This window comes from Nocardia sp. NBC_01503, assembly GCF_036327755.1.
Lineage (GTDB): Bacteria > Actinomycetota > Actinomycetes > Mycobacteriales > Mycobacteriaceae > Nocardia.
This window is the reverse complement of the sequence record NZ_CP109596.1, coordinates 6,217,591-6,236,462: the sequence shown is the minus strand read 5'-3', so window position 1 is coordinate 6,236,462 and position 18,872 is coordinate 6,217,591. Positions and strand designations below refer to the sequence as shown.

Below are 18,872 nucleotides of genomic sequence, written 5' to 3'. Positions count from 1 at the left end.
CAACCACGGGCGCGGTCGCCCGTGCGCCGGATTACCCCGTCGTGCTCCGCCCATCGGCGCTCGGCACGGTGGCCGACAGGAGTTCCGGTGCGAGGCAACAGCGGCGGGTGATGAGCGCTGCCGCGCCGCGTGCCACGGCGGTCCGCCCGAATGGCGAGACCGTGAGGGTGACCGGACGGCGTACGGCGGCGAGGACGCCGCTGCCGAGTTCGGCACGCACTCCGGGGGCGAGATCGTCGAAGAGGGTCGCATAGCCGCCGCCGAGCACGACGGTCCCGACGTCGCAGACATTGATCAGGGAGGCGAGCGCGGTGCCCAGTGCCGAACCGGCGCAGTTGACGGCGGAGCGGCTGCGGGTGTCACCCTGGCGCAGGGCGTCGTGCAGCGCGCCGAGTCCGCGCGCGCCCGCGGCGGCGAGAATCGCGTGCAGACCCGCGTATTGCTCGACGCAGCCGTAGCTCCCGCAGGTGCAGGGGCGGCCGCCGCGCTCGATGATGACATGTCCGAGCTCGCCCGCGAACCCGCTGCCCCCGCGAAACAGGGAGCCGCCGAGGACGATTCCGGCGCCGATGCCGACATCGCCGGAGACGTAGACGAAGTCGTCTCCGGCGAGCCGCTGCGGCCAGAGATGAGCCAGGGCGGCGAGATTGGCTTCGTTGTCCACCATCACCATCGGCATCCCGAGCGCGGCGGCCAGGCGCTCGCCGATCCGGCTACCGGTCAGGGCGGGCACATTGGGCGCGTGCACGACCGTGTCGCCGTGCACGATGCCGGGCACGGCCAGCCCGATTCCCAGTGGCTCCCGGCCTGATTCGGTGAGCGTGGCTGATACGAGCCCGGCGACGCTGTCGATCAGTTCGTCGATGCCGCGCCGGCGGTTGTCGATCTCGACGCGGCGTTCGGCCGCGGTGGAGCCATCCAGCCGCTGCACTGTGACGGCCAGGTGACGCACATTGATCTCCACGCCGATCGCCACGGGAGCGGCGTCGGAGAACCGCAGCGGTCGTGACGGGCGGCCGCGGCCGGCGTTCACCACCGGGTCCTCGGCCAGAATCCGTTGCCGCAGCAGTGGTTCCACCAGGCTGGCCACCGTCGCTTTGGTCAGGCCGGTGCGCTGGGCGAGCTCGGCCCGCGACGCCGGGCCGTCGAGGATGGCCACCAGCAACGCCTGCAGATTTCCGGTGCGCACCTGCCGCAGGTGAACGGGGCCGGGCAGCCGTGTCATCGCTCGGGATACTTCGATCGGGCGGCCCGGCAGCGCTCCCGGACCGCGCCCGTCGTCGGCGACTCGTAACGGCACGTCCGCGATGACGGGGGCCGTGCGGGCATCTCGGCGCCGCCGTCCAGCACCCCGGCGACCACCAGCGTCATCCGATCACCGCGCGCCGAGCAGATGTTCCAGCGCCAGCTGGTTCAACCGGACGAACCCGTACCCGCGTTCGCCGGCCCGGTCCGGATCGAAATCCGCCGACTCGGGATCGTCCAGCAGGTCCGAGTATCCCTCGCCCGGGGTCAGCGTCGGGGTACGCAGGTCGGCGACCCCGGCCGTCGACAGTGCCCGCAGCACTTCGGGATCCGCGCGGAAGGCCCGGGCGCGTTCCTTCAGCAGCAGATAGGTGCGCATATTCGCGGCGGCCGAATCCCATACGCCCGCAAGGTCCTCGGTCCGTGAGGGCTTGTAATCGAAGTGCCGCGGGCCGTCGTAGGCGGGCGTCCCGTCCGGGCCGCCGTTTTCCAGCAGGTCGACCAGGCTGAACGCGTTCATCAGATCGCCGTGCCCGAACACCAGGTCCTGGTCGTATTTGATGCCGCGCTGGCCGTTCAGATCGATGTGGAACAGCTTGCCCTGCCACAGCGCCTGCGCGATACCGTGCGCGAAGTTCAATCCCGCCATCTGCTCGTGTCCCACTTCGGGATTGACCCCGACCAGCTCCGAATGCTCGAGGGTGGCGATGAACGCCAGCGCGTGCCCGACAGTCGGCAACAGGATGTCCCCGCGTGGCTCGTTGGGTTTCGGCTCGAGCGCGAAGCGCAGGTCGTAGCCGCGGTCACGCACGAATTCGGTGAGCAGGTTCACGCTTTCGCGATAGCGGTCCAGTGCCGCGCGCACATCCTTGGCACTGTCGTACTCCGCGCCCTCGCGCCCGCCCCACAGCACATAGGTGCGCGCGCCGACTTCGGCCGCCAACTCCACATTCCGCAACACCTTACGCAGCGCGAACCGGCGCACACCCCGATCGTTGCTGGTGAAACCGCCGTCCTTGAACACCGGATGGGTGAACAGATTCGTGGTCACCATCGGCACCACCATTCCGGTCTCGGCCAGCGCCTGGCGCAGCCGATCGATCCGCCGCTGCCGTTCGGCGGTCGCGGCGCCGAACGGGAACAGATCGTCGTCATGGAAGCTGAGGCCGTAGGCCCCCAACTCCGCGAGCCGGTGCACCGCCCGCACCGCGTCCAATTCCGGCCGGGTGGCGTCCCCGAACGGGTCCCTCCCCCGCCACCCCACCGTCCACAATCCGAACGAGAACTTATCCGCGGGCGTTGGCGTCACCATGATGAACCTCGACTTTGTTCAGGCATTGAACTTAGTACTCGGCAGCCTACTCACCACCGCTACCCAATTCTCGAGGGACAGCCAAATATGTTGTACAACAACATATTTCTTTGTCACGGCAGTAGTCGGCTCTCGGCGGCACCCGAGAGCCGGGTCATCAGTTGTTTGCGATACGCGTCGAGAATGACCGCGATGATGATGACGGTTCCGGTCACCATCGTGCGCTGGAAGTCCGAGACCCCCATCAGCAGTAGGCCGTTGGTCAAAACTCCGAGCAGGCAGGCGCCCAGCAGGGTGCCGATCACCGAGCCACGGCCCCCGGACAGGCTCGCGCCCCCGATCACCACCGCGGCGATGGCATTGAGTTCATAGCCCTGGCCCAGGATCGGGCTGGCGACACCGAGCCGAGCCATATAGATCACGGCGGCCAGACCGACGCACAACCCGCCGATCACGAAACACACGATCTTGATCAGATTGGTCCGGTGCCCCGAAAGCCGCACCGCCTCTTCGTTGTTGCCCGTCGCATAGACCAGTCGCCCGAAAACAGTGCGCGACAGCACGAACCAGGCCACCGCCACCATCGACAGCGCCACCGCGAATACCGCGGGGATGCCCACCACGGTCGCGGTGCCGAAGCTCGTCAACGCCGCGGGCAGGTTGTAGATCGTGCGGGCATCGGTGTACTGCTCGGCGGCGCCGCGCGCGACATAGAGCATGCCGAGCGTGACGATGAACGAGGGCACCCGCCAGCGTTCGGTGACGAAACCGCTGATGAGACCACAGATCGCACCGATGAGCACGCTGAGGCCGATGGCGAACGGAAGCGCCGAGGAGCCACCGTTCTCCATCGCCTTGCCTGCCACCACGGCACACAGGGCGATGACCGAACCCACGGACAGATCGATGCCGCCCACCAGGATCACGAAGGTCATGCCGACCGCCAGCATGGTATTCAGCGTGATCTGGGTCATGATGTCGCGGAAATTGCCGGTCGTCGCGAAATGCGGTGCGGCAGCCAAGAAGAACGCCGCCAATGCCACCAAGGCCACGCCGATGCCGGCCTCGCCGAGCACCTGGCTCAGCACTTTGGCGGCACGAGTGTTGGTTCGTGCGGTGCTGAGAGAAGTCATGCTGCACTACCGTTCTTCAAATAGCCGGAGTAGGCGAGGTTGAGGATGTGCTCGGCGTCGAAGTCCGCACGGGCGACCTCCCCGGTGATCCGGCCCGCCGAGAAGACCAGAATGCGATCGCAGATGCCGGTGAGTTCGGACAGATCCGACGAAACCACAAGCACCCCTTTGCCCACGGTGGCCAGATCGAGCAGAAGTTGGTGTATCTCGTAGCGAGCGCCGACGTCGATGCCACGCGTCGGCTCGTCGACGATCAGCAGGTCCGCATCGGCGGCCAGCCAGCGCCCGAGCACGACCTTCTGCTGATTGCCGCCGGAGAGTGACCGAACGGACTGTTCGGGGCCGCTCGCCTTGATCCGCAGCCTGCTGGAAAGTTCACGGGCCGAAGCTATTTCGGCTCGACGGCGCAACAGTCCGGTACGACTGACGCGGTCCAGGCCGGCCAGACTCAGGTTGGCCGCGATCGACAGATCGAGCACCAAACCCTGGGATTTGCGATCTTCGGTGAGCAGGCTGATGCCGTGGCGAACCGCGTCCCGCGGGTTCTTGATGTGCGCGGGTTCGCCACGCACCGAGACGGTTCCGGCGGCAGGACGGTCCGCGCCGAAGATCGCGCGCATCGCCTCGGTGCGTCCGGAACCGACGAGTCCCGCGACGCCGACCACCTCGCCCGCGCGCACGCTGAACGAGACCGACGGCGCCCGCGCGGTCACCCTCAGATCGCGCACCCCGAGCAGTTCGTCCCCGGTCGGCCGCGCGGTCACCGGCGGGTACTCGGCGGCCAGATCGCGCCCGACCATCATCCGGACCAGACCGGGGATGTCGATATCGCCGATCTCGCGGGCGGCTACGCTGGTTCCGTTGCGCAGCACCGTGACTCGGTCGCCGATCTCGAAGATCTCGTCCAGATGGTGCGAGATGAAGATGATCGCCACACCCTCGTGCTTGAGTCGCCGCATCACCTTGAACAGCGTCGCGGTCTCCCGCGGAGTGAGTGTCGCGGTCGGCTCATCCATGATCAGCAGGCGGCACTCGGTGGAGAGCGCCTTGGCGATCTCGACCAACTGCATCTGTGCGATACCGAGGCGGCCGACCGGAGTATCCGGCGACACCTCGAGACCCACCTGTTCGAGCAAACCTTCGGCACGCCGCCGCATGGCACGGCGATCGACGACGCCGAATCGGCGCGGCATGCGCTGGAGGAAGAGGTTCTCCGCGACCGTCAGCGCGGGCATGAGCGCCAATTCCTGGTGTACGACCTGGATTCCGGCGTGCAACGCATCCGCGGCGCTGGCGGGGCGATGGTCGGCGCCGCCGAGAACCATGCGGCCCGCGTCCGGCCGCTCCACGCCCGCAAGGCATTTCACCAGCGTTGATTTGCCCGCTCCGTTTTCACCGATCAGCACATGTATCTCACCGGCGGTGACGCTCAGATCGACACCGTCCAGTGCCGTGACGCCCGGATAACGTTTGCTCAAACCGGTGATCTCGAGGAGGGTGCCGGCTCGGGGTTCGGGGTTCATTGTGCTCCCAGTAATCTCGGATGTACCGGGGTGGAGTCGATTCCGCCGACTCCACCCCGGTCGTCGTTCAGGTCGGGCCCCTCATGCCCCGGCGGTGACGACGTTCATCCTGGTCTTCTCCCAACCGGCGACGGGCTGACCGCCGATCAACTTCATCGCGACATCGATTCCGACTCCCGCTTGTTCGGAGCCGTACTGGTCGAGGGTGGCCAGCATCGGACCGTTCCGGAGGAAGGTCTTGACCGCCGGGATGTTGTCGATCGAGACGACCTTGATATCCGCGTGACGCTCCTGGATGACCTTGATGACACCGAGCGCCATCGAGTCATTGGAGGCCAGCACGCCCTGGATATCCGGGTGTGCGGTCAGCATGTTGCCGAATACGGTGTGCGCTTCGTCGGTCTCCCAGTGCGCGGTCTTGGAATCGAGCAGGGTCAGCTTCGATTCGGCGACAGCGTCGTTGAACCCGTTCTTACGCTGCAGCGCGTTGTCCGCGCCCGGATTGCCCTCCAGGATCACCACTTTGCCGTTCGGTCCCACCGCCTTGGCCAGTACATCGCCGACCTGCTTGGCGCCGGCCCGGTTGTCCGGACCGACCAGCGGGATGTCGACCCCGGCCGACTTCAGGGCATCGGGATCGAGTGCGACATCGATATTGACCACCTTGATCCCGGCCTTGCTCGCCTTGACCACCGACTGCACCAACGCCTTCGAATCGGCCGGGGCGATGACGATGCCCTGGACCTGCTGGGTGATGCACTTGTCGACCAGTGCGATCTGACCATCGACGTCGGTTTCGTTCTGAATGCCCGCGGTCCGCAGGTCCAGTGTCCCGAGCTGGTCGACGTGATCCTTGGCGCCCTTCTGCATCTGCTGGAAGTATTCGTTGGCGAGCGACTTCATGATCAGGCAAACGGTGGGTTTGCCATTGGCGTTGGTGGCCGGGCTGGTCGCGGTCTGCTCGGTGCCACAGGCGCTGAGCGCCGCCGTGGTCGCCGCGACTACGACAGCGAGTACCGTCCTTGTGCTTCTTCGCATTTCAGGTGAACCTCTCTTATTACGGGAACTGTTGCGCTAGAACGCGACGCCGGCGCGCAATACGGCATTGGCGTAGGGAGTGGCTTCGCCGGTGCGGACGATCACCCGCGCGTCGACCGTGCGATTCTTGAGCTCGGCATGCGACACCGTCGAAGACGGGATCTGCCCGAGCGCCGACGCCAGGCCGTCGAGAATTGCCGGATCGGCGAGTTCGCTTGCATAGCAGGCGTGTTCGAACACCCCGTCGGCGAGGATGGCACGCAACACCGGAAGGAATCCCGGTTCGCCGCGCCGCCAGAGCAGATCGATCCGCTCGACACCGGCCGGGATCGGCAACCCGGCATCGGCGATGACGATGAGGTCCGTATGGCCCAGGCCGGTCACAATCTGCATGAGGCGCGGATGCCAGAGTCCGTCAGTACGCATGGGTGCTCCGCCGCGAACTCTGTTCCGAGACAAAGGCATCGACCTCGACCGCGCCCGGCACCGAGGACTGTGCCCCGCGCCGCATGGTGGCGAGAGCGCCTGCGGCACAGGCTCTTCGGACAGCCGCGCCGAGATCCGCCGACCCGGATGCGCGCGCGACGGTCAGCGCCGCGCAGAACACATCGCCCGCTCCGACAGCATCGATCGCGTTGACCGCGAAGGGCGGAACAGCCGCGCTGCGGCCGTCGGCATCGGTGTAAACGGCGCCTCGCGCGCCGAGGGTGATGACGACCTCCGACGGTCCGAGTGCGCGCAGCGCCACCGCGAGAGCCATCGGCTCGCGCTCCGAGCACCCCGATACCGCATCGAGCAGACTCACGGCTTCACCTTCGTTGACGACCAGAATGTCGGCGCAAGCGATCAATTCGACCAGCTCGGGGCCGATATCGGGCGGCAGCGGCGCGGCGTTGAGAACGACGAGCACCTGCGCGGCCCGGGCCGTTCGAGCGGCGGCAAGGCAGGTCGCGGTCGGCACCTCGAGCTGGAGCAGCAGGGCATCCGCGGACGCGATGCGATCGGCGTGCTGATCGAGTCCGCTGGGGACGAATGTTCCGTTGGCGCCCGGCGACACCGTGATCATATTCTCGCCCGCCGAGTCGACCAGAACCAGCGCCGAGCCCGAGGCCCCGTCGTCCACGGTCACCGCCGAGTCGTCGACTCCGGCGCGCCGGAGCGCGCCGCGTAGCTCGCCACCGAACTCGTCCGCGCCGATCCGGCCGATCAATGCCGTTCGCGCACCGAGCAATTGAGCGGCCACCGCCTGGTTGGCGCCTTTTCCGCCTGCTCCGCGTTCCAGATCGCCGCCGGAGACCGTCTCGCCCGGCCGTGGCAAACGCCCGACGCGGACCGATAGGTCCATATTCATACTGCCGACGACTACTACCTTCGGTTTACGCAACAACACTCCCGGGTTCATTCGCTCGGTACCGATGGCGCCGACTGGTCCGCGATCGCCGAATCTCCACCCGGTGGATCGGGGCAACCGCAGGATCCGCGCGCGACCAGCGTGGTGTCATGGGTGATTCGGCTCGGCGCGAGCTCGGGATCGGCGATCTTGGCCAACAGCCACTCCACCGCCGAGCGGCCCAGATCTTCGAAGGGCTGACGCATCGTAGTGAGCGCGGGCACGGTGTAGGCGCTGCCCTCGATCCCGTCGAAAGCGCAGATCGCTAGGTCCTGTGGGACACGAAGACCCAGTTCGGCGGCGGCGCGCAGCACACCGAGCGCCTGTTCGTCGCTGGCAACGAACAGGGCTTCCGGACGGTCCGGACCCGAGAGCAGCGCGCGCCCGGCACGGTAGCCGTCCGCCCGGCCGAAGGCCGCGTGCACGACCATGCCGTCCGCACGGCTGTGACCGGATTCGGCGAGAGCGCGACGCCAACCCGCGACTCGATCGACGGTCGGATGGATGCCCTGTAGGCCCGCGATGCAGCCGATCCGCTCGAGTCCATGGCCGAGGAGGTGTTTCGTCGCCTGATAGGCGCCGCCTTCGTTGTCCACCAAAACGTGTGTGGCGCCGGGTAATTCGAGTTCGCGGTCGAGTATCAGGCGCGGGACGGATGTCCCGGAGAGCTCGGAGATCCAGCTACTGGCCCCGTGTGCGGGCGCGACGATCATCCCATCGACCTGCCGGTCGATCAGGATTCGGATGTAGGTGGCTTCTCGCGTGTCGTCGTCCATCGCATTGCCGAGCAACAAGGTGTAGCCGGCGTCGAAGGCGACATCCTCGATGGCGCGGGCCAGCTCGGCGAAGAAGGGGTTCGAATTGTCCGGCACCACCAGCCCGAGCGTCATGGTCCGCGACGTCTTCAGCGACCGGGCCACCGCGTTCGGCCGATAGCCCAATTCCTCGATGGCCGCGACAATTCGGGCGCGAGTCGCGGGTGCGACCTTGCGGGGACCGCCGTTGAGCACGTAACTGACCATGGCGTCCGAAGTACCCGCCAGCTGCGCCACATCGCGCCGCGTCACCATATGAACCTCGAATCAACTCGTGTTGATTGGAGAGTATGGGGTGGGTCACAGTTTTCCCGCAAGAGCCGAATTGGTTACGTTTCGATAACAGCCACTCGCTGAATTCGGTACCGCCGCCCGCACGGCCACAACACATCGAAATGCGTAGTTGCACCCAAACCTTTTCTCCACCAATGGAATTGCCCGATCATGGCGATACCATCGGCAACGCTTCGCATCGGGCATTTCAGAGGACGACTGCCAGCACGATCGCGATCCCGCTGCTCATACCAACCCGCCCGATCCGGTTCAAGATGCATCCGGAGCTGTAGTGCGAGCCAAGGACATCCGGATGGTGAGCGGCGAGCATCAGCACCACGGACCGAGCTCAGCACTGCCGAGGTGCGGCGCGGAGACGTTTGCTCCGGATATGCTGACCCCATCGACTCACCGCAGAGTTTCGAGAAGTCCGTCGCCGGCGAGCGGGATGCCGTCGATACCGGTGGCGGTCCGATCGATTCGCACGCGAGCACGGGCGGAGCGACGGGGGCGTGGCTTTCCTTCGCGGGGTGTTTGATCGCGGTGTTCATGCAGATGATCGACGGCACGATCGTGACCACCGCCCTGCCGAGTATCACCGCGGATCTGGCGGTTTCGCGCCAAGCACAGCTGCTGGTGGTGTCGGGGTATTCGCTGGCCTTCGCGTGCACGCTGCTGACGGCGGCCCGCATCGGCGAGCTGGTTGGGCGGCGCAGCATGTTCCTGACCTCGGTGGTGGTGTTCACCGCGGCCTCGGGGTGGTGCGGAATGTCCGGCAGTGCGGGAGAACTCGTCGCGGCGCGGGTCGTACAGGGCGGTGCTGCCGCGGGAATGACCGCGCAGACCATCGCCATCGTCGCGGCCGCCTTCCCTCGTGACCGGCATCAGCAGGTGTTCGCCATCTACGGCGCGGTGGCCGGATTCGCCGGAATGCTGGGGCCCATCCTCGGCGGGGCGCTGGTCATGGCCGATCTGTTCGGGCTGGGCTGGCATTCGGTGTTCCTGATCAACCTGCCGCTCGGACTGGTCGCCTTGGCGCTGGCACTGCGGTATCTGCGTCTGGGCCGACCGGAGCATCGTGAGCGGCTCGATCCCGCGGGGGCGCTACTGTCCACCGTGAGCCTGTTCGCACTCCTGTACGCGCTCACCGACATCCAGCAGCACGGCTGGCGGCCGATACCTTTGGCGATGATCACCGGGGCCGCCGGTTGCGCGGCGGTATTCGTCGCCCAGCAGCGCCGCGAGGCACGGCGCGGGCGCAGCCCGCTGGTGCGGTTCGATCTGTTCGCCGACCGCCGCTTCGCCATCGGATCCGCACTGGTGACCGCGTTCTTCGGCATGTTCACCGCCTTCGTCTTCGCGGTGTCCATCACCCTGCAGGACGAACTGGGCTTCTCCGCCTGGCGCACGGGACTTTTGATGACCCCCTTCGCGGTGGGCGCCTGTGCCGGTGCGCTGGCTTCCCCGATGCTGGTGCGGCGCTGGGGAGTTCGCACGCTGGCCGCGGCCATTACCGCATACGGCGTATGCGTCGCGACAGGTGCGATCTATCTGCGGGTGACCGACGGGGTCGTCTCGGTGCCCCTGGTGATCGGGCCGGTGCTGCTGGCGGGTCTGTGCGTCGGAATGTTCTGTGTGCCACTGCAACCGATCATGCTGTCGGGCCTGGCACAGCGGCAGCTGGACGCGGCCTCGGGCATGGTGCCGACCATCGAGCAGCTCGGCAACGCACTGGGCCTGGCACTGCTGAGTGCGGTGTGCTTCCGTGCGCACACCCTGGCCGGAAGCGTCACCATGTTCACCGCGATCGCGATGGTGGCGCTGGCCATGGGTGTGCTCACGCTCGCGCTACCCGAACCCGCCAACCGTGAGAGCGCCGACTAGACCCCGAGTGCGGCGGCGAACAGGGGCCAGGAGTCATGGACGTCATCCTGCCAATACGGCCAGGCATGAGTGCCCGACCGGTACACGACCTGAGCCGGAATACCCTGTGCGGCAAGCCGATCGGTCAGTGCGGCGGTACATCCGCGCACGACCGATTCCATACTGCCGCCCACCAGCATCCGATCGGCCAGCCGTCCGGCGTCACCGCCGATCGACGGATCCGCGAGCGTGTCGTGCACCCCGGCCGCGCCGTCTCCGGCCGAAATGTAGAGTGCCACACCGCGCAACCGGTCCGCGTTCACAATCGGATCGTGTGCGGCCCAGGCCGGATTGCCCGGTGCGCCCCACATATTGGACGCGCTCGCGCCGTACGGCTGCAACTGCGAGTACACATACGCGGTCGACACCGGATCACTCGTGCGCGGACAGCCACTGTAGGAACCCACAGCCTGATACCTGCCCGGCGCCTCGATGGCCAGGTTCAGCGCCGAGGTCGCCGACATCGATGTTCCGGCAACGGCATTGCGGCCGGTCATGCCGAAGCGATCCTCCAGCAACGTGGGCAGTTCATCGATCAGGAAGGTGGACCACCGGTTGCGCCCGAGCACCGGATCGTCGGCCACCCAGTCGGTGTAGTAGGAGGCGCGCCCGCCGATCGGCTGAATCACATTGACCGGTTTATCGGCGAAGAACTGCGCGATATCGGTGCGGTTGGTCCACGGACCGCCGCTCTCACCGCCGTCGACCGCGTTGAGCAGATAGAGCGCGGGTGCGGGGCCATCCGGGTGTGACACCCAGACCGGGATCGCCTTGTTCATGGCTGCCGAGAAGACCACGACTTCGTATTGACGGCCACCGAGCGGGCGGACCTCGAGAATCGAGGAGCCAGGATCGGCGTGCACGGGTATCGGCAATAGGACAGCGAATGCGGCGATGACCACGATTGAACAGCGCAGGATTCGGTGCATGATTCCAGTATCAACCGGTGAGGTCCGGATACCCGGGTATCACCGAGCGTGTTCGTCTACGGAATGTATTCGCAGAGCGGTTATTTCATCGGCGTCCGGACCCTCGACCAGCATTCTCTCGGCAATCGACCAGCGCAGTGCTCGGGGCAGGTCCGGCGCCAGCTGTGTGAAATACGCGTACAGCCAATCGGTGCGGGCGACCAGGAAGGGATAGTCGGTGCTCATCATCGGGCGAAGCACCAGCATCGGCACCGGCGCGTCGAGCGGATGGAAGTCGCGGTTCCACAGTCCCGGCACCGCGCAGCCCGGATAGAACTGCCCGAGCATCAGTCCGTCGGCCACCGCCTCCGATTTACGGGCCAGATGCACGGCGTCGATCAGTTCGTAGCGCGTCAGCCCGGGAAAGATCGTAACCAGGGTGGAACGCCTTGCCTCCCCGGGGTTCTCCCGCAACAGCCGCCGATACACCTCGAACGCGTCGTCGATCGCCAGGTGCATCCGGTCCTGCTCCAGAGCGTCGCCACCGGCCACGGATCCGGCCCAGACGAGTCGATGTGCGGCGCTGTACCGCACGAACGGGCATACCGGCCCCGGACGCCCCAGCTCCGGATGCGGACGCGGCAGATGTTCGGTCATCCATCGCAGCAGTTCCGCGGCCTCGGGCTCCTGCCGTTCCCACTGCCCGGGGTCGGTGTAGATATTCCACCAGCGCACCCCGGAGCGCGGCCCGGTCCTCAACGGCCGTCCCCGGCTTCCAGGTGCGCGGCGAGCAGCGGGCCGATGATCGGAACCACGTCGGCATTGCAGAACTGGGCGTGGGTGGTCGCGACCGGGTGCTCGATGAGCGCGCCTTCGACATGTGGCTTCCACATATCCGCGCCGAGCGATTCGGTCACGCCGCGAGTCGCCAAGAAGTAGAGCAGATCACCGTCGAATACGCCGGGGCGGCAGTCATGGGACAGGCGAACCCCGTCGGCATAGCCGCGATGCAGGCGGGTCAGCTGCTCGGCCGTCAGACCGGTGCCGAACGAGGCTGGGGCAGCGGCCAATTCGGCTGCGGCCTGCTCGGCGGTGAGGTCCGCCAGCTCATCGCCATCCTCGGGTTCGTCCCCGAGCAGGTGGGTCAGCAGATCACGCATGCGCGGCAGCGGGGGCTGCGGCATATCGTCGGGAAAGACGATGCTGTCCAACATGGCCAGTGTCGCGACCTCCGCACCGCGTTCGGCCAGCCGGATGGCGATGGCATGCGCGATCTGCCCGCCCAGTGACCAGCCGAGCAGATGGTAGGGGCCCTCGGGCCGCACCCGCAGGATCTCCTGGACATAGCCGTCAGCGAGGTCGTCGATGGTGGCCCCGGCACGCGGTTCACCCTCGAGCGTCAGGGCTTGCAGACCGTACACGGGGCGGTCGTCGAGCTGCTGCGCCAGCGCGCCATAGCACCAGGCCAATGGGACGGCCGAATGCACGCAGAACAGCGGTGGGCGGGATCCGTTGCGGCGCAAGGTGAGGACAACACCGAGGGCATCGTCCGTAGCACTTCCGCCCGCATGCTCGGCCAGACGCGCGGCCAGTTCCCGGACGGTCGGAGCCGTATAGAGCCACCGCACCGTCATCGGAAGCCCGGTGGCGGCGGCCAGCTCGGCCGAGAGCGCCACGCCCGTCAGCGAATTGCCGCCGACCTCGAAGAAATCGTCGTCGAGGCCCACCCGCTCGGTCTCGGTGATCTTCGCGAAGTGGTCGGCGACGAGGCGCTGCAGTTCCGACTCCGGCGCCCGATAGGGCTGACGCACAACGGGCGGCACCGGGAGCGCGGAGCGATCGATCTTGCCGTGCGCGGTCACCGGAAGCCGGTCCATCTCGACAAGTTGCGCGGGTACGAGCGCGGCCGGCAACAGCTCGCGCAGGCGCGCTATCAGGTCGGCGTGATCGAGTTGATTCGATTGCGCCGCAACGATATATCCGATCAGCCGGATGCCGCCCGGTCCCTCCTGGACGGTCACGACGGCGTGCGCGACCTCCGGCAGGGTCGTCAGCGCGGCCTCCACTTCGGCCGGTTCCGCGCGACGACCGCGAACGCTCAATTGGTCGTCGGCGCGCCCGCGGAACTCCAGGGTGCCATCCAGCGCCGAATGGACGAGATCGCCGGTGCGGTAAACGCGTTCGCCGCTACCGGACGGATCGGCGACGAAGCGTTCTGCCGTGGCACCCGCTCGCCCGAGGTAACCCCGCGCCACACCCGGGCCGCCCAGATACAACTCGCCCGCGCAGCACGCGGGCACCGGATGTAATCGATGGTCGAGAATCAGCGCCCGCACGCCGGGCAGCGCCGGGCCGATGGAGACCGGCCCCGTGGGCATCAGAGCCGCCGATTGTGTTGCCATCACGGTGGTTTCGGTCGGACCGTACCCGTTGAAGAGTCGCAGCGCCGGACCCCAGCGCCGGACCAGATCCGCCGGACAGGATTCGCCGCCCACCACCGCGACCCGCAGGGTCGGCACCTGCTCCGGGGTGAGCGTGGCCAGCACCGCGGGGGTGGTGAGGAAGTGGGTGATCGCCGCCTCGTTCAACAGCTCTGCCAGGGCGGCACCCGCCACGACCGACGGCGGTTCGACGATCAAGGTGGCCCCGGCGGCGAACGCCGCCAGCAGTTCCAGCAGGTGCGCGTCGAAGGAAGGGGCGTGCGCGTGCAGAACACGCGAATCCCGGTCTACCCCATAGTGTTCGACAATATGGTCGGTGAGCGGTCCGAGTCCGCGATGCGTGACGGCCACCCCCTTCGGGGTGCCGGTCGTGCCCGAGGTGTAAATGAGATACGCCGAATGGTCCGGGCGCAGCGGCCGAATCCGCTCGGGGTCTCGAATCGGGGCGCCCGCGCGGCGCCGAACTCGCGCGCGGGTTTCCGGGTCGTCCAGTACCAGCCACTCCGGCCCCACGGGGAGGGCGTCCCGGGCGGAGGTCACCGTCATCCCATGGCGCGCGCCGGAATCCGCCGCGACAATGCCCAGGCGATGCGCCGGGTCGGCGGGATCGACCGGTACGAAGGCGGCTCCCGTCTTGGCCACCGCCCACACCGCCAGGACCGATTCGGCCGAACGCGGTACCGCGACCAGAACGGCGGTGCCCGGCCCCGCTCCCGTTTCGATCAGCTCGCGCGCCCACCGCGAGGACATCTCGTCCAGCTCACGATAGGACCAGGAAAGGGAACCATCCTGTAGCGCACTATCTTCGGCGCAGGGCTTCACCTCGGAACCCGACCCACTCAGCCTGCCACGGAGAAGATCCGGGAGCAGTCGATCGGCGCCCGCGGCAGCCGGGGTCGCTCGGACGCCACCCGGCTCCAAGCTCCGGACCGGCCGGTCCGGGTCGGCGAGGAATCCATCGAAGTAGGCCAGGAACCGTTGATGCAGCGCCCGCAGCGAGTCCGCGGAGTACAGCTCCGAATTGGCCTGCATACCAATGGTGATCGCATTATCGTCCGGCCCCAGTTGGTAGCCGTTGACCAGCAAGTCCTCCACCGGCCCCAATGCCAGCAGCTGGACCTGCGCGGTGAGCGGTCCCATGTTCAGCGGTGCGACGGCCCCGAGCATATTCACCACCGGCCCGAAACCACCTCGCACGGTGTGACTCTCACCCCGATCGCGCTGAATATCCTCATACCGGTACCGCTGATGCCGCAATGCCCCGACCACGCGAGCGCGCACCTGGTCGACCACACCCGCCGCTGTACCGTCACGAAACTCGCGCAGCCACAGCGGAACGACATTGGAGACGGATCCGGCCGATCGGCGCAGCGCCGCCGTTGGGCGCGCCGCCACCGGCAGGGACAGCACGATATCCTCGGCGCCGGTCAGCGCGGCCAGGTAGCAGGCGAATGCCGCGATGGTCAGCTCCGGCAACGTGTACCCGCGCTGCCGCCAGGCAGCCACGCTCTGCGCGGTGTGCGGCGGTACGAGGGCCGTCACCCGATGCGGCGTGCGCGGCCGGACCGCCGATCGACCCGCCAGTCGCACCGGGTCGGGCATACCCGCCAACTGCTCTCGCCAGTACTCGCCGTCGGCCCGAGCACGCGCCGAATCGGCGTAGGCGCGCTCGTCTTGCAGAAGCTCGGCGATCGTCAGCGGACAACCCGACAATGTCCGCCCGGGCTCGCCGGAATCGACCAAACCTGTTGCGGCGGCGTATAACTCGACGGTGCGACGCAGCATCACCGCGGCACCGATCCCATCCAGCACGATGTGATGACTGCGCAGATACAGCAGGTGATGCTCCCGCGCCACTCGGAATACCGTGGCCACGGTCGGCGGATCGGCGATCAGGTCCAGCGGCGAACCGTGATCACGTTCCATCCGCAGCACCGCGACCGCGACCGCATCGGCCTCGGACAGTGCGCTGAAGTCCTCGAACCGCAGCGGCCCGAATGCGTCCCGGTCCAGAAATTGGGTGGGATAGCCGCTGTCGATCCGGAAGCGAAGGAGCGGCGACTGCACCTCCGCCGCGGCCAGCGCGGCACACTCCCCCAGCAAATCCACCCGGAGCGGCCCGCGCAGCGTCAGATACATGGCGACGGTATTGGGCACCTCGGGATACAACTGCTGCGCCACCCACCAGCGCAATTGCGCCGCGGACAGCGGCAGCCCGGCAGCGGGGGCAGCGTCGGCGATTACGGTCCGCACCGCGGACCGGGATATCGGGTCTCCATCGGCCCGCGCCAACGTACCTCCTCACGCCCCGAGCAACTTCGATCGAACCGTTCAGTGGGAACCTACTGCACTCCCCCTCTTCAGGCGTGGAGGAACCGCCGTACCGCGACCGTCGAACCGCGGGATGTGACTGCCGACGGGGCATGTGCGTCGCGAAGTCGCTGTGCGCGAAGAGTGCGGGTCCCTCCATCGAGGGAGGTGGAAGTGCGACTCGCGGGCGACGTGGACCGGTGAGGTTGGTCCGTAGCGTCGGAGACCCGGCAGGTTGATCTCGTTCGAAGCGCGATTCGCCTGTGCAGCAGCACTGTTCATCAGGAGGATTTGTGCTTTCCGCCTTCGTACCGGCTTTGCGAACTCCGGATCTACGGCGGAAGATCCTTCTCACCCTCGGGTTGCTGGCGCTTTACCGGATGGGCGCGACGCTGCCGTCACCCGGTGTCGACTACCGAACGGTGCGCAGCTGTGCGGATACCGGCTGCGACTCCACGGGCATCTTTCAGCTCATCAATCTCTTCTCAGGTGGTGCGCTGCTCCAGCTTTCGGTGTTCGCGATCGGCATCATGCCGTACATCACCGCGAGCATCATCACCCAACTGTTGACCGTGGTGATCCCGCGCTTCGAGGAGCTGCGCAAGGAGGGGCAAGCGGGACAGAGCAAGATCACGCAGTACACCCGCTATCTGGCTGTCGCGCTGGCGGTCTTACAAGGGTCGACGCTGGTGGCGTTGGCCGCGCACGGCCAACTGCCGCCCGGATGCCCCAGGAGCGTGCTGGCGGATAACTCACTCTTCGCCATGACCAGCATTGTGCTGGTCTTGACCGCGGGCGCGGCGCTGGTCATGTGGTTCGGCGAGCTGATCACCGAGCGGGGCGCGGGAAACGGCATGTCGCTGTTGATCTTCGCCGGTATCGCGGCGCGCATCCCGATTCAGGGCAAGGCGATTCTGGACAGCAAGGGTGTGCTGATCCTTGCCGGAATATGCGGCGCGGCATTCCTGACCATCGTCGGCGTCGTCTTCGTGGAGCAGGGTCAGCGTCGGATTCCGGTGCAGTACGCCAAGCGCGTAGTCGGTCGCAAGATGTACGGCGGATCGTCGACGTATCTGCCGCTGAAGGTCAATCAGGCCGGTGTCATCCCGGTGATCTTCGCATCCTCGCTGCTGTATCTGCCGAACCTGCTGGCGCAGTTGACGCGGCGGGGTTCGGGTACGGCCGAGTGGCAGCGGCTGATCCAGAAATATCTGGTCAATCCGAGCAACCCCGTGTACGTCGGGAGCTATTTGACCCTGATCGTGTTCTTCACCTACTTCTATGTCGCGATCACCTTCGATCCGCACGAGCGCGCGGACGAGATGAAGCAGTTCAGCGGATTCATTCCGGGCTACCGGCCCGGTAGACCGACCGCCGACTATCTGAACTACGTGCTGAGCCGCATCACCCTGCCCGGTTCGATCTACCTCGGCGCCGTCGCCGTACTACCGAACCTGCTGCTGCACTTCGGCGCGACCGATACGACCCAGGCCTTGGCGCTCGGCGGTACCTCGGTGCTGATCGTGGTGAGCGTCGGCCTCGATACGGTCAAACAGATCGAAAGTCAGCTGTTGAACCGGAACTACCAAGGGTTCCTGCGCTGAACCTACAGTCGGACGGTATGGCCACCAATCCCCCGATACATCCGCTGCGCCGGGCAGCGTCCTCACTCGCGCTCGCGATCACCGCCGCGACGCTGTCGGTGGGCGGCACAATCGCACCGGCGCACGGCGCGGCCCCGCAATCGCTGCCCGCGGCGCAGAACTCGAGTGCGGTGCGGCCGCCGGAGGCGATCGAGACCTCGACATCGTCGACGATTTCGGTGCTGATCGCCGACGGCCATATGGTCTTTCGCTCCGGCCTGCGCGCGGTGATCGGCGCCCAGCCCGATATCGAATGCGTCGCGGAGGTCGGTGACGGCGCGGCCGCCATCCACGAGATCCAGCGGCTCCAACCCGACGTTGCCCTGATCTGCCTCGATATGCCCGGTCTCGATCACCCTGCCGCGGGTGCGCGCACCGCGGAATTCGGCGGCGCCACCCAGATACTCACCCTGACCAACTCCGCCTCCGATGAAAACCTCTACCGCGCAAGGTGTCTGGGCGCCAGCGGATTCCTCGCCAAATCGCTGCCCGCCGCGGGCCTGGTCTCAGCCATCCGGACCGCGGCGCACGGAACCGCCCTGATCGACCCGAGTCTGACCCGCCGCCTGATCGCGCGACTGACCACCGGAATCGAACCGTTCCCGGCCGCACCGGAAGTCGAAACCCTGACAGCCCGGGAGCATGAGGTTCTACTCCTGATCGCCAACGCCTACACCAACCCCGAGATAGCCCAGATCCTCGGAGTCGGCGAACAGACCGTCAAAACCCACGTCTCCAACGTCCTCGCCAAACTAGGTGTCCGCGACCGCGTACACGCCGCGGTCTACGCCCACACCCGGCGCATCGTGCCGCGCGAACCACACGTCTCCGGCGTGGTCGTTCCCGGCAGGTCTTGACTTTCCCGGCGGGAAAGTGGATCGTTACTTTCCGACAAGGAAAGTGAGTCAGCCGTCTACC

The 18,872-nt window shown here is 66.9% G+C and carries 14 protein-coding genes; 3 read left to right on the top strand and 11 right to left on the bottom strand.

The genetic code is table 11. The annotated features are described in order from the left end of the window. Nucleotides 1-31: 31 nt before the first annotated feature. From OHB26_RS28465 to OHB26_RS28430, 8 genes are all read right to left on the bottom strand, one after another. Nucleotides 32-1,225: an ROK family protein gene (locus tag OHB26_RS28465; protein WP_330180333.1), complete on the bottom strand. Its 1,194-nt coding sequence runs from the start codon at nt 1,223-1,225 to the stop codon at nt 32-34. A 150-nt stretch (nt 1,226-1,375) separates the two neighbouring features. Continuing rightward, on the bottom strand, nt 1,376-2,557 hold the full coding sequence (gene xylA, locus OHB26_RS28460; protein ID WP_330180332.1) for a xylose isomerase: 1,182 nt from the start codon (nt 2,555-2,557) through the stop codon (nt 1,376-1,378). Nucleotides 2,558-2,670: 113 nt separating this feature from the next. After that, nucleotides 2,671-3,690, bottom strand: coding sequence for an ABC transporter permease (locus tag OHB26_RS28455; protein ID WP_330180331.1), 1,020 nt, complete (start codon nt 3,688-3,690; stop codon nt 2,671-2,673). After that, the gene (locus tag OHB26_RS28450; RefSeq protein WP_330180330.1) at nt 3,687-5,213 is read right to left on the bottom strand and encodes a sugar ABC transporter ATP-binding protein; all 1,527 of its coding nucleotides are present in this window, start codon (nt 5,211-5,213) and stop codon (nt 3,687-3,689) included. The genes OHB26_RS28455 and OHB26_RS28450 overlap by 4 nt, the downstream gene beginning before the upstream one ends. Before the next feature lie 81 nt (nt 5,214-5,294). Next, complete coding sequence (locus OHB26_RS28445) at nt 5,295-6,251, bottom strand: sugar ABC transporter substrate-binding protein (RefSeq protein ID WP_330180329.1); 957 nt, start codon at nt 6,249-6,251, stop codon at nt 5,295-5,297. Between the two features lie 36 nt (nt 6,252-6,287). Beyond that, entirely contained in the window at nt 6,288-6,677 is a 390-nt protein-coding gene (rbsD, locus tag OHB26_RS28440) for a D-ribose pyranase (protein WP_330180328.1), read from the bottom strand. Continuing rightward, the gene (locus tag OHB26_RS28435) at nt 6,667-7,635 is read right to left on the bottom strand and encodes a ribokinase (protein WP_330180327.1); all 969 of its coding nucleotides are present in this window, start codon (nt 7,633-7,635) and stop codon (nt 6,667-6,669) included. The genes rbsD and OHB26_RS28435 overlap by 11 nt, the downstream gene beginning before the upstream one ends. A gap of 14 nt (nt 7,636-7,649) precedes the next feature. Further along, nucleotides 7,650-8,711, bottom strand: a complete 1,062-nt coding sequence (locus tag OHB26_RS28430) for a LacI family DNA-binding transcriptional regulator (RefSeq protein ID WP_330180326.1) — start codon at nt 8,709-8,711, stop codon at nt 7,650-7,652. A 567-nt stretch (nt 8,712-9,278) separates the two neighbouring features. Between OHB26_RS28430 and OHB26_RS28425 the strand changes: the two genes are divergently transcribed. After that, a complete protein-coding gene (locus tag OHB26_RS28425) occupies nt 9,279-10,613 on the top strand; it encodes an MFS transporter (protein ID WP_330185803.1) in 1,335 nt (444 codons plus the stop codon). On the opposite strand, the gene OHB26_RS28420 is transcribed toward OHB26_RS28425, so the two are convergent. From OHB26_RS28420 to OHB26_RS28410, 3 genes are read right to left on the bottom strand one after another with little or no spacing between them, the layout of a single operon-like run. Further along, a complete protein-coding gene (locus OHB26_RS28420; RefSeq protein ID WP_330180325.1) occupies nt 10,610-11,581 on the bottom strand; it encodes an alpha/beta hydrolase in 972 nt (323 codons plus the stop codon). The two genes, OHB26_RS28425 and OHB26_RS28420, sit on opposite strands and share 4 nt — an antisense overlap. A gap of 39 nt (nt 11,582-11,620) precedes the next feature. After that, on the bottom strand, nt 11,621-12,319 hold the full coding sequence (locus tag OHB26_RS28415) for a DUF6875 domain-containing protein (RefSeq protein ID WP_330180324.1): 699 nt from the start codon (nt 12,317-12,319) through the stop codon (nt 11,621-11,623). Next, the gene (locus OHB26_RS28410; protein ID WP_330180323.1) at nt 12,316-16,254 is read right to left on the bottom strand and encodes an amino acid adenylation domain-containing protein; all 3,939 of its coding nucleotides are present in this window, start codon (nt 16,252-16,254) and stop codon (nt 12,316-12,318) included. Before OHB26_RS28410 ends, OHB26_RS28415 begins: the two co-directional genes overlap by 4 nt. A gap of 350 nt (nt 16,255-16,604) precedes the next feature. On the opposite strand from OHB26_RS28410, the gene secY reads away from it, so the two are divergent. Both secY and OHB26_RS28400 read left to right on the top strand, forming a co-directional pair. After that, the gene (secY, locus tag OHB26_RS28405) at nt 16,605-17,915 is read left to right on the top strand and encodes a preprotein translocase subunit SecY (RefSeq protein ID WP_330180322.1); all 1,311 of its coding nucleotides are present in this window, start codon (nt 16,605-16,607) and stop codon (nt 17,913-17,915) included. A 17-nt stretch (nt 17,916-17,932) separates the two neighbouring features. Next, nucleotides 17,933-18,811 carry a response regulator transcription factor gene (locus OHB26_RS28400; RefSeq protein WP_330180321.1) on the top strand — a complete coding sequence of 293 codons (879 nt, stop codon included), beginning with the start codon at nt 17,933-17,935 and terminating at the stop codon, nt 18,809-18,811. The last annotated feature ends 61 nt before the right edge of the window (nt 18,812-18,872 follow it).

Coding starts and splice junctions, on each gene's coding strand:
- OHB26_RS28465 (WP_330180333.1), bottom strand. CDS start 1,225: ATGACACGGCTGCCCGGCCCCGTTCACCTGCGGCAGGTGCGCACCGGA.
- xylA (WP_330180332.1), bottom strand. CDS start 2,557: ATGGTGACGCCAACGCCCGCGGATAAGTTCTCGTTCGGATTGTGGACG.
- OHB26_RS28455 (WP_330180331.1), bottom strand. CDS start 3,690: ATGACTTCTCTCAGCACCGCACGAACCAACACTCGTGCCGCCAAAGTG.
- OHB26_RS28450 (WP_330180330.1), bottom strand. CDS start 5,213: ATGAACCCCGAACCCCGAGCCGGCACCCTCCTCGAGATCACCGGTTTG.
- OHB26_RS28445 (WP_330180329.1), bottom strand. CDS start 6,251: ATGCGAAGAAGCACAAGGACGGTACTCGCTGTCGTAGTCGCGGCGACC.
- rbsD (WP_330180328.1), bottom strand. CDS start 6,677: ATGCGTACTGACGGACTCTGGCATCCGCGCCTCATGCAGATTGTGACC.
- OHB26_RS28430 (WP_330180326.1), bottom strand. CDS start 8,711: ATGGTGACGCGGCGCGATGTGGCGCAGCTGGCGGGTACTTCGGACGCC.
- OHB26_RS28425 (WP_330185803.1), top strand. CDS start 9,279: ATGCAGATGATCGACGGCACGATCGTGACCACCGCCCTGCCGAGTATC.
- OHB26_RS28420 (WP_330180325.1), bottom strand. CDS start 11,581: ATGCACCGAATCCTGCGCTGTTCAATCGTGGTCATCGCCGCATTCGCT.
- OHB26_RS28400 (WP_330180321.1), top strand. CDS start 17,933: ATGGCCACCAATCCCCCGATACATCCGCTGCGCCGGGCAGCGTCCTCA.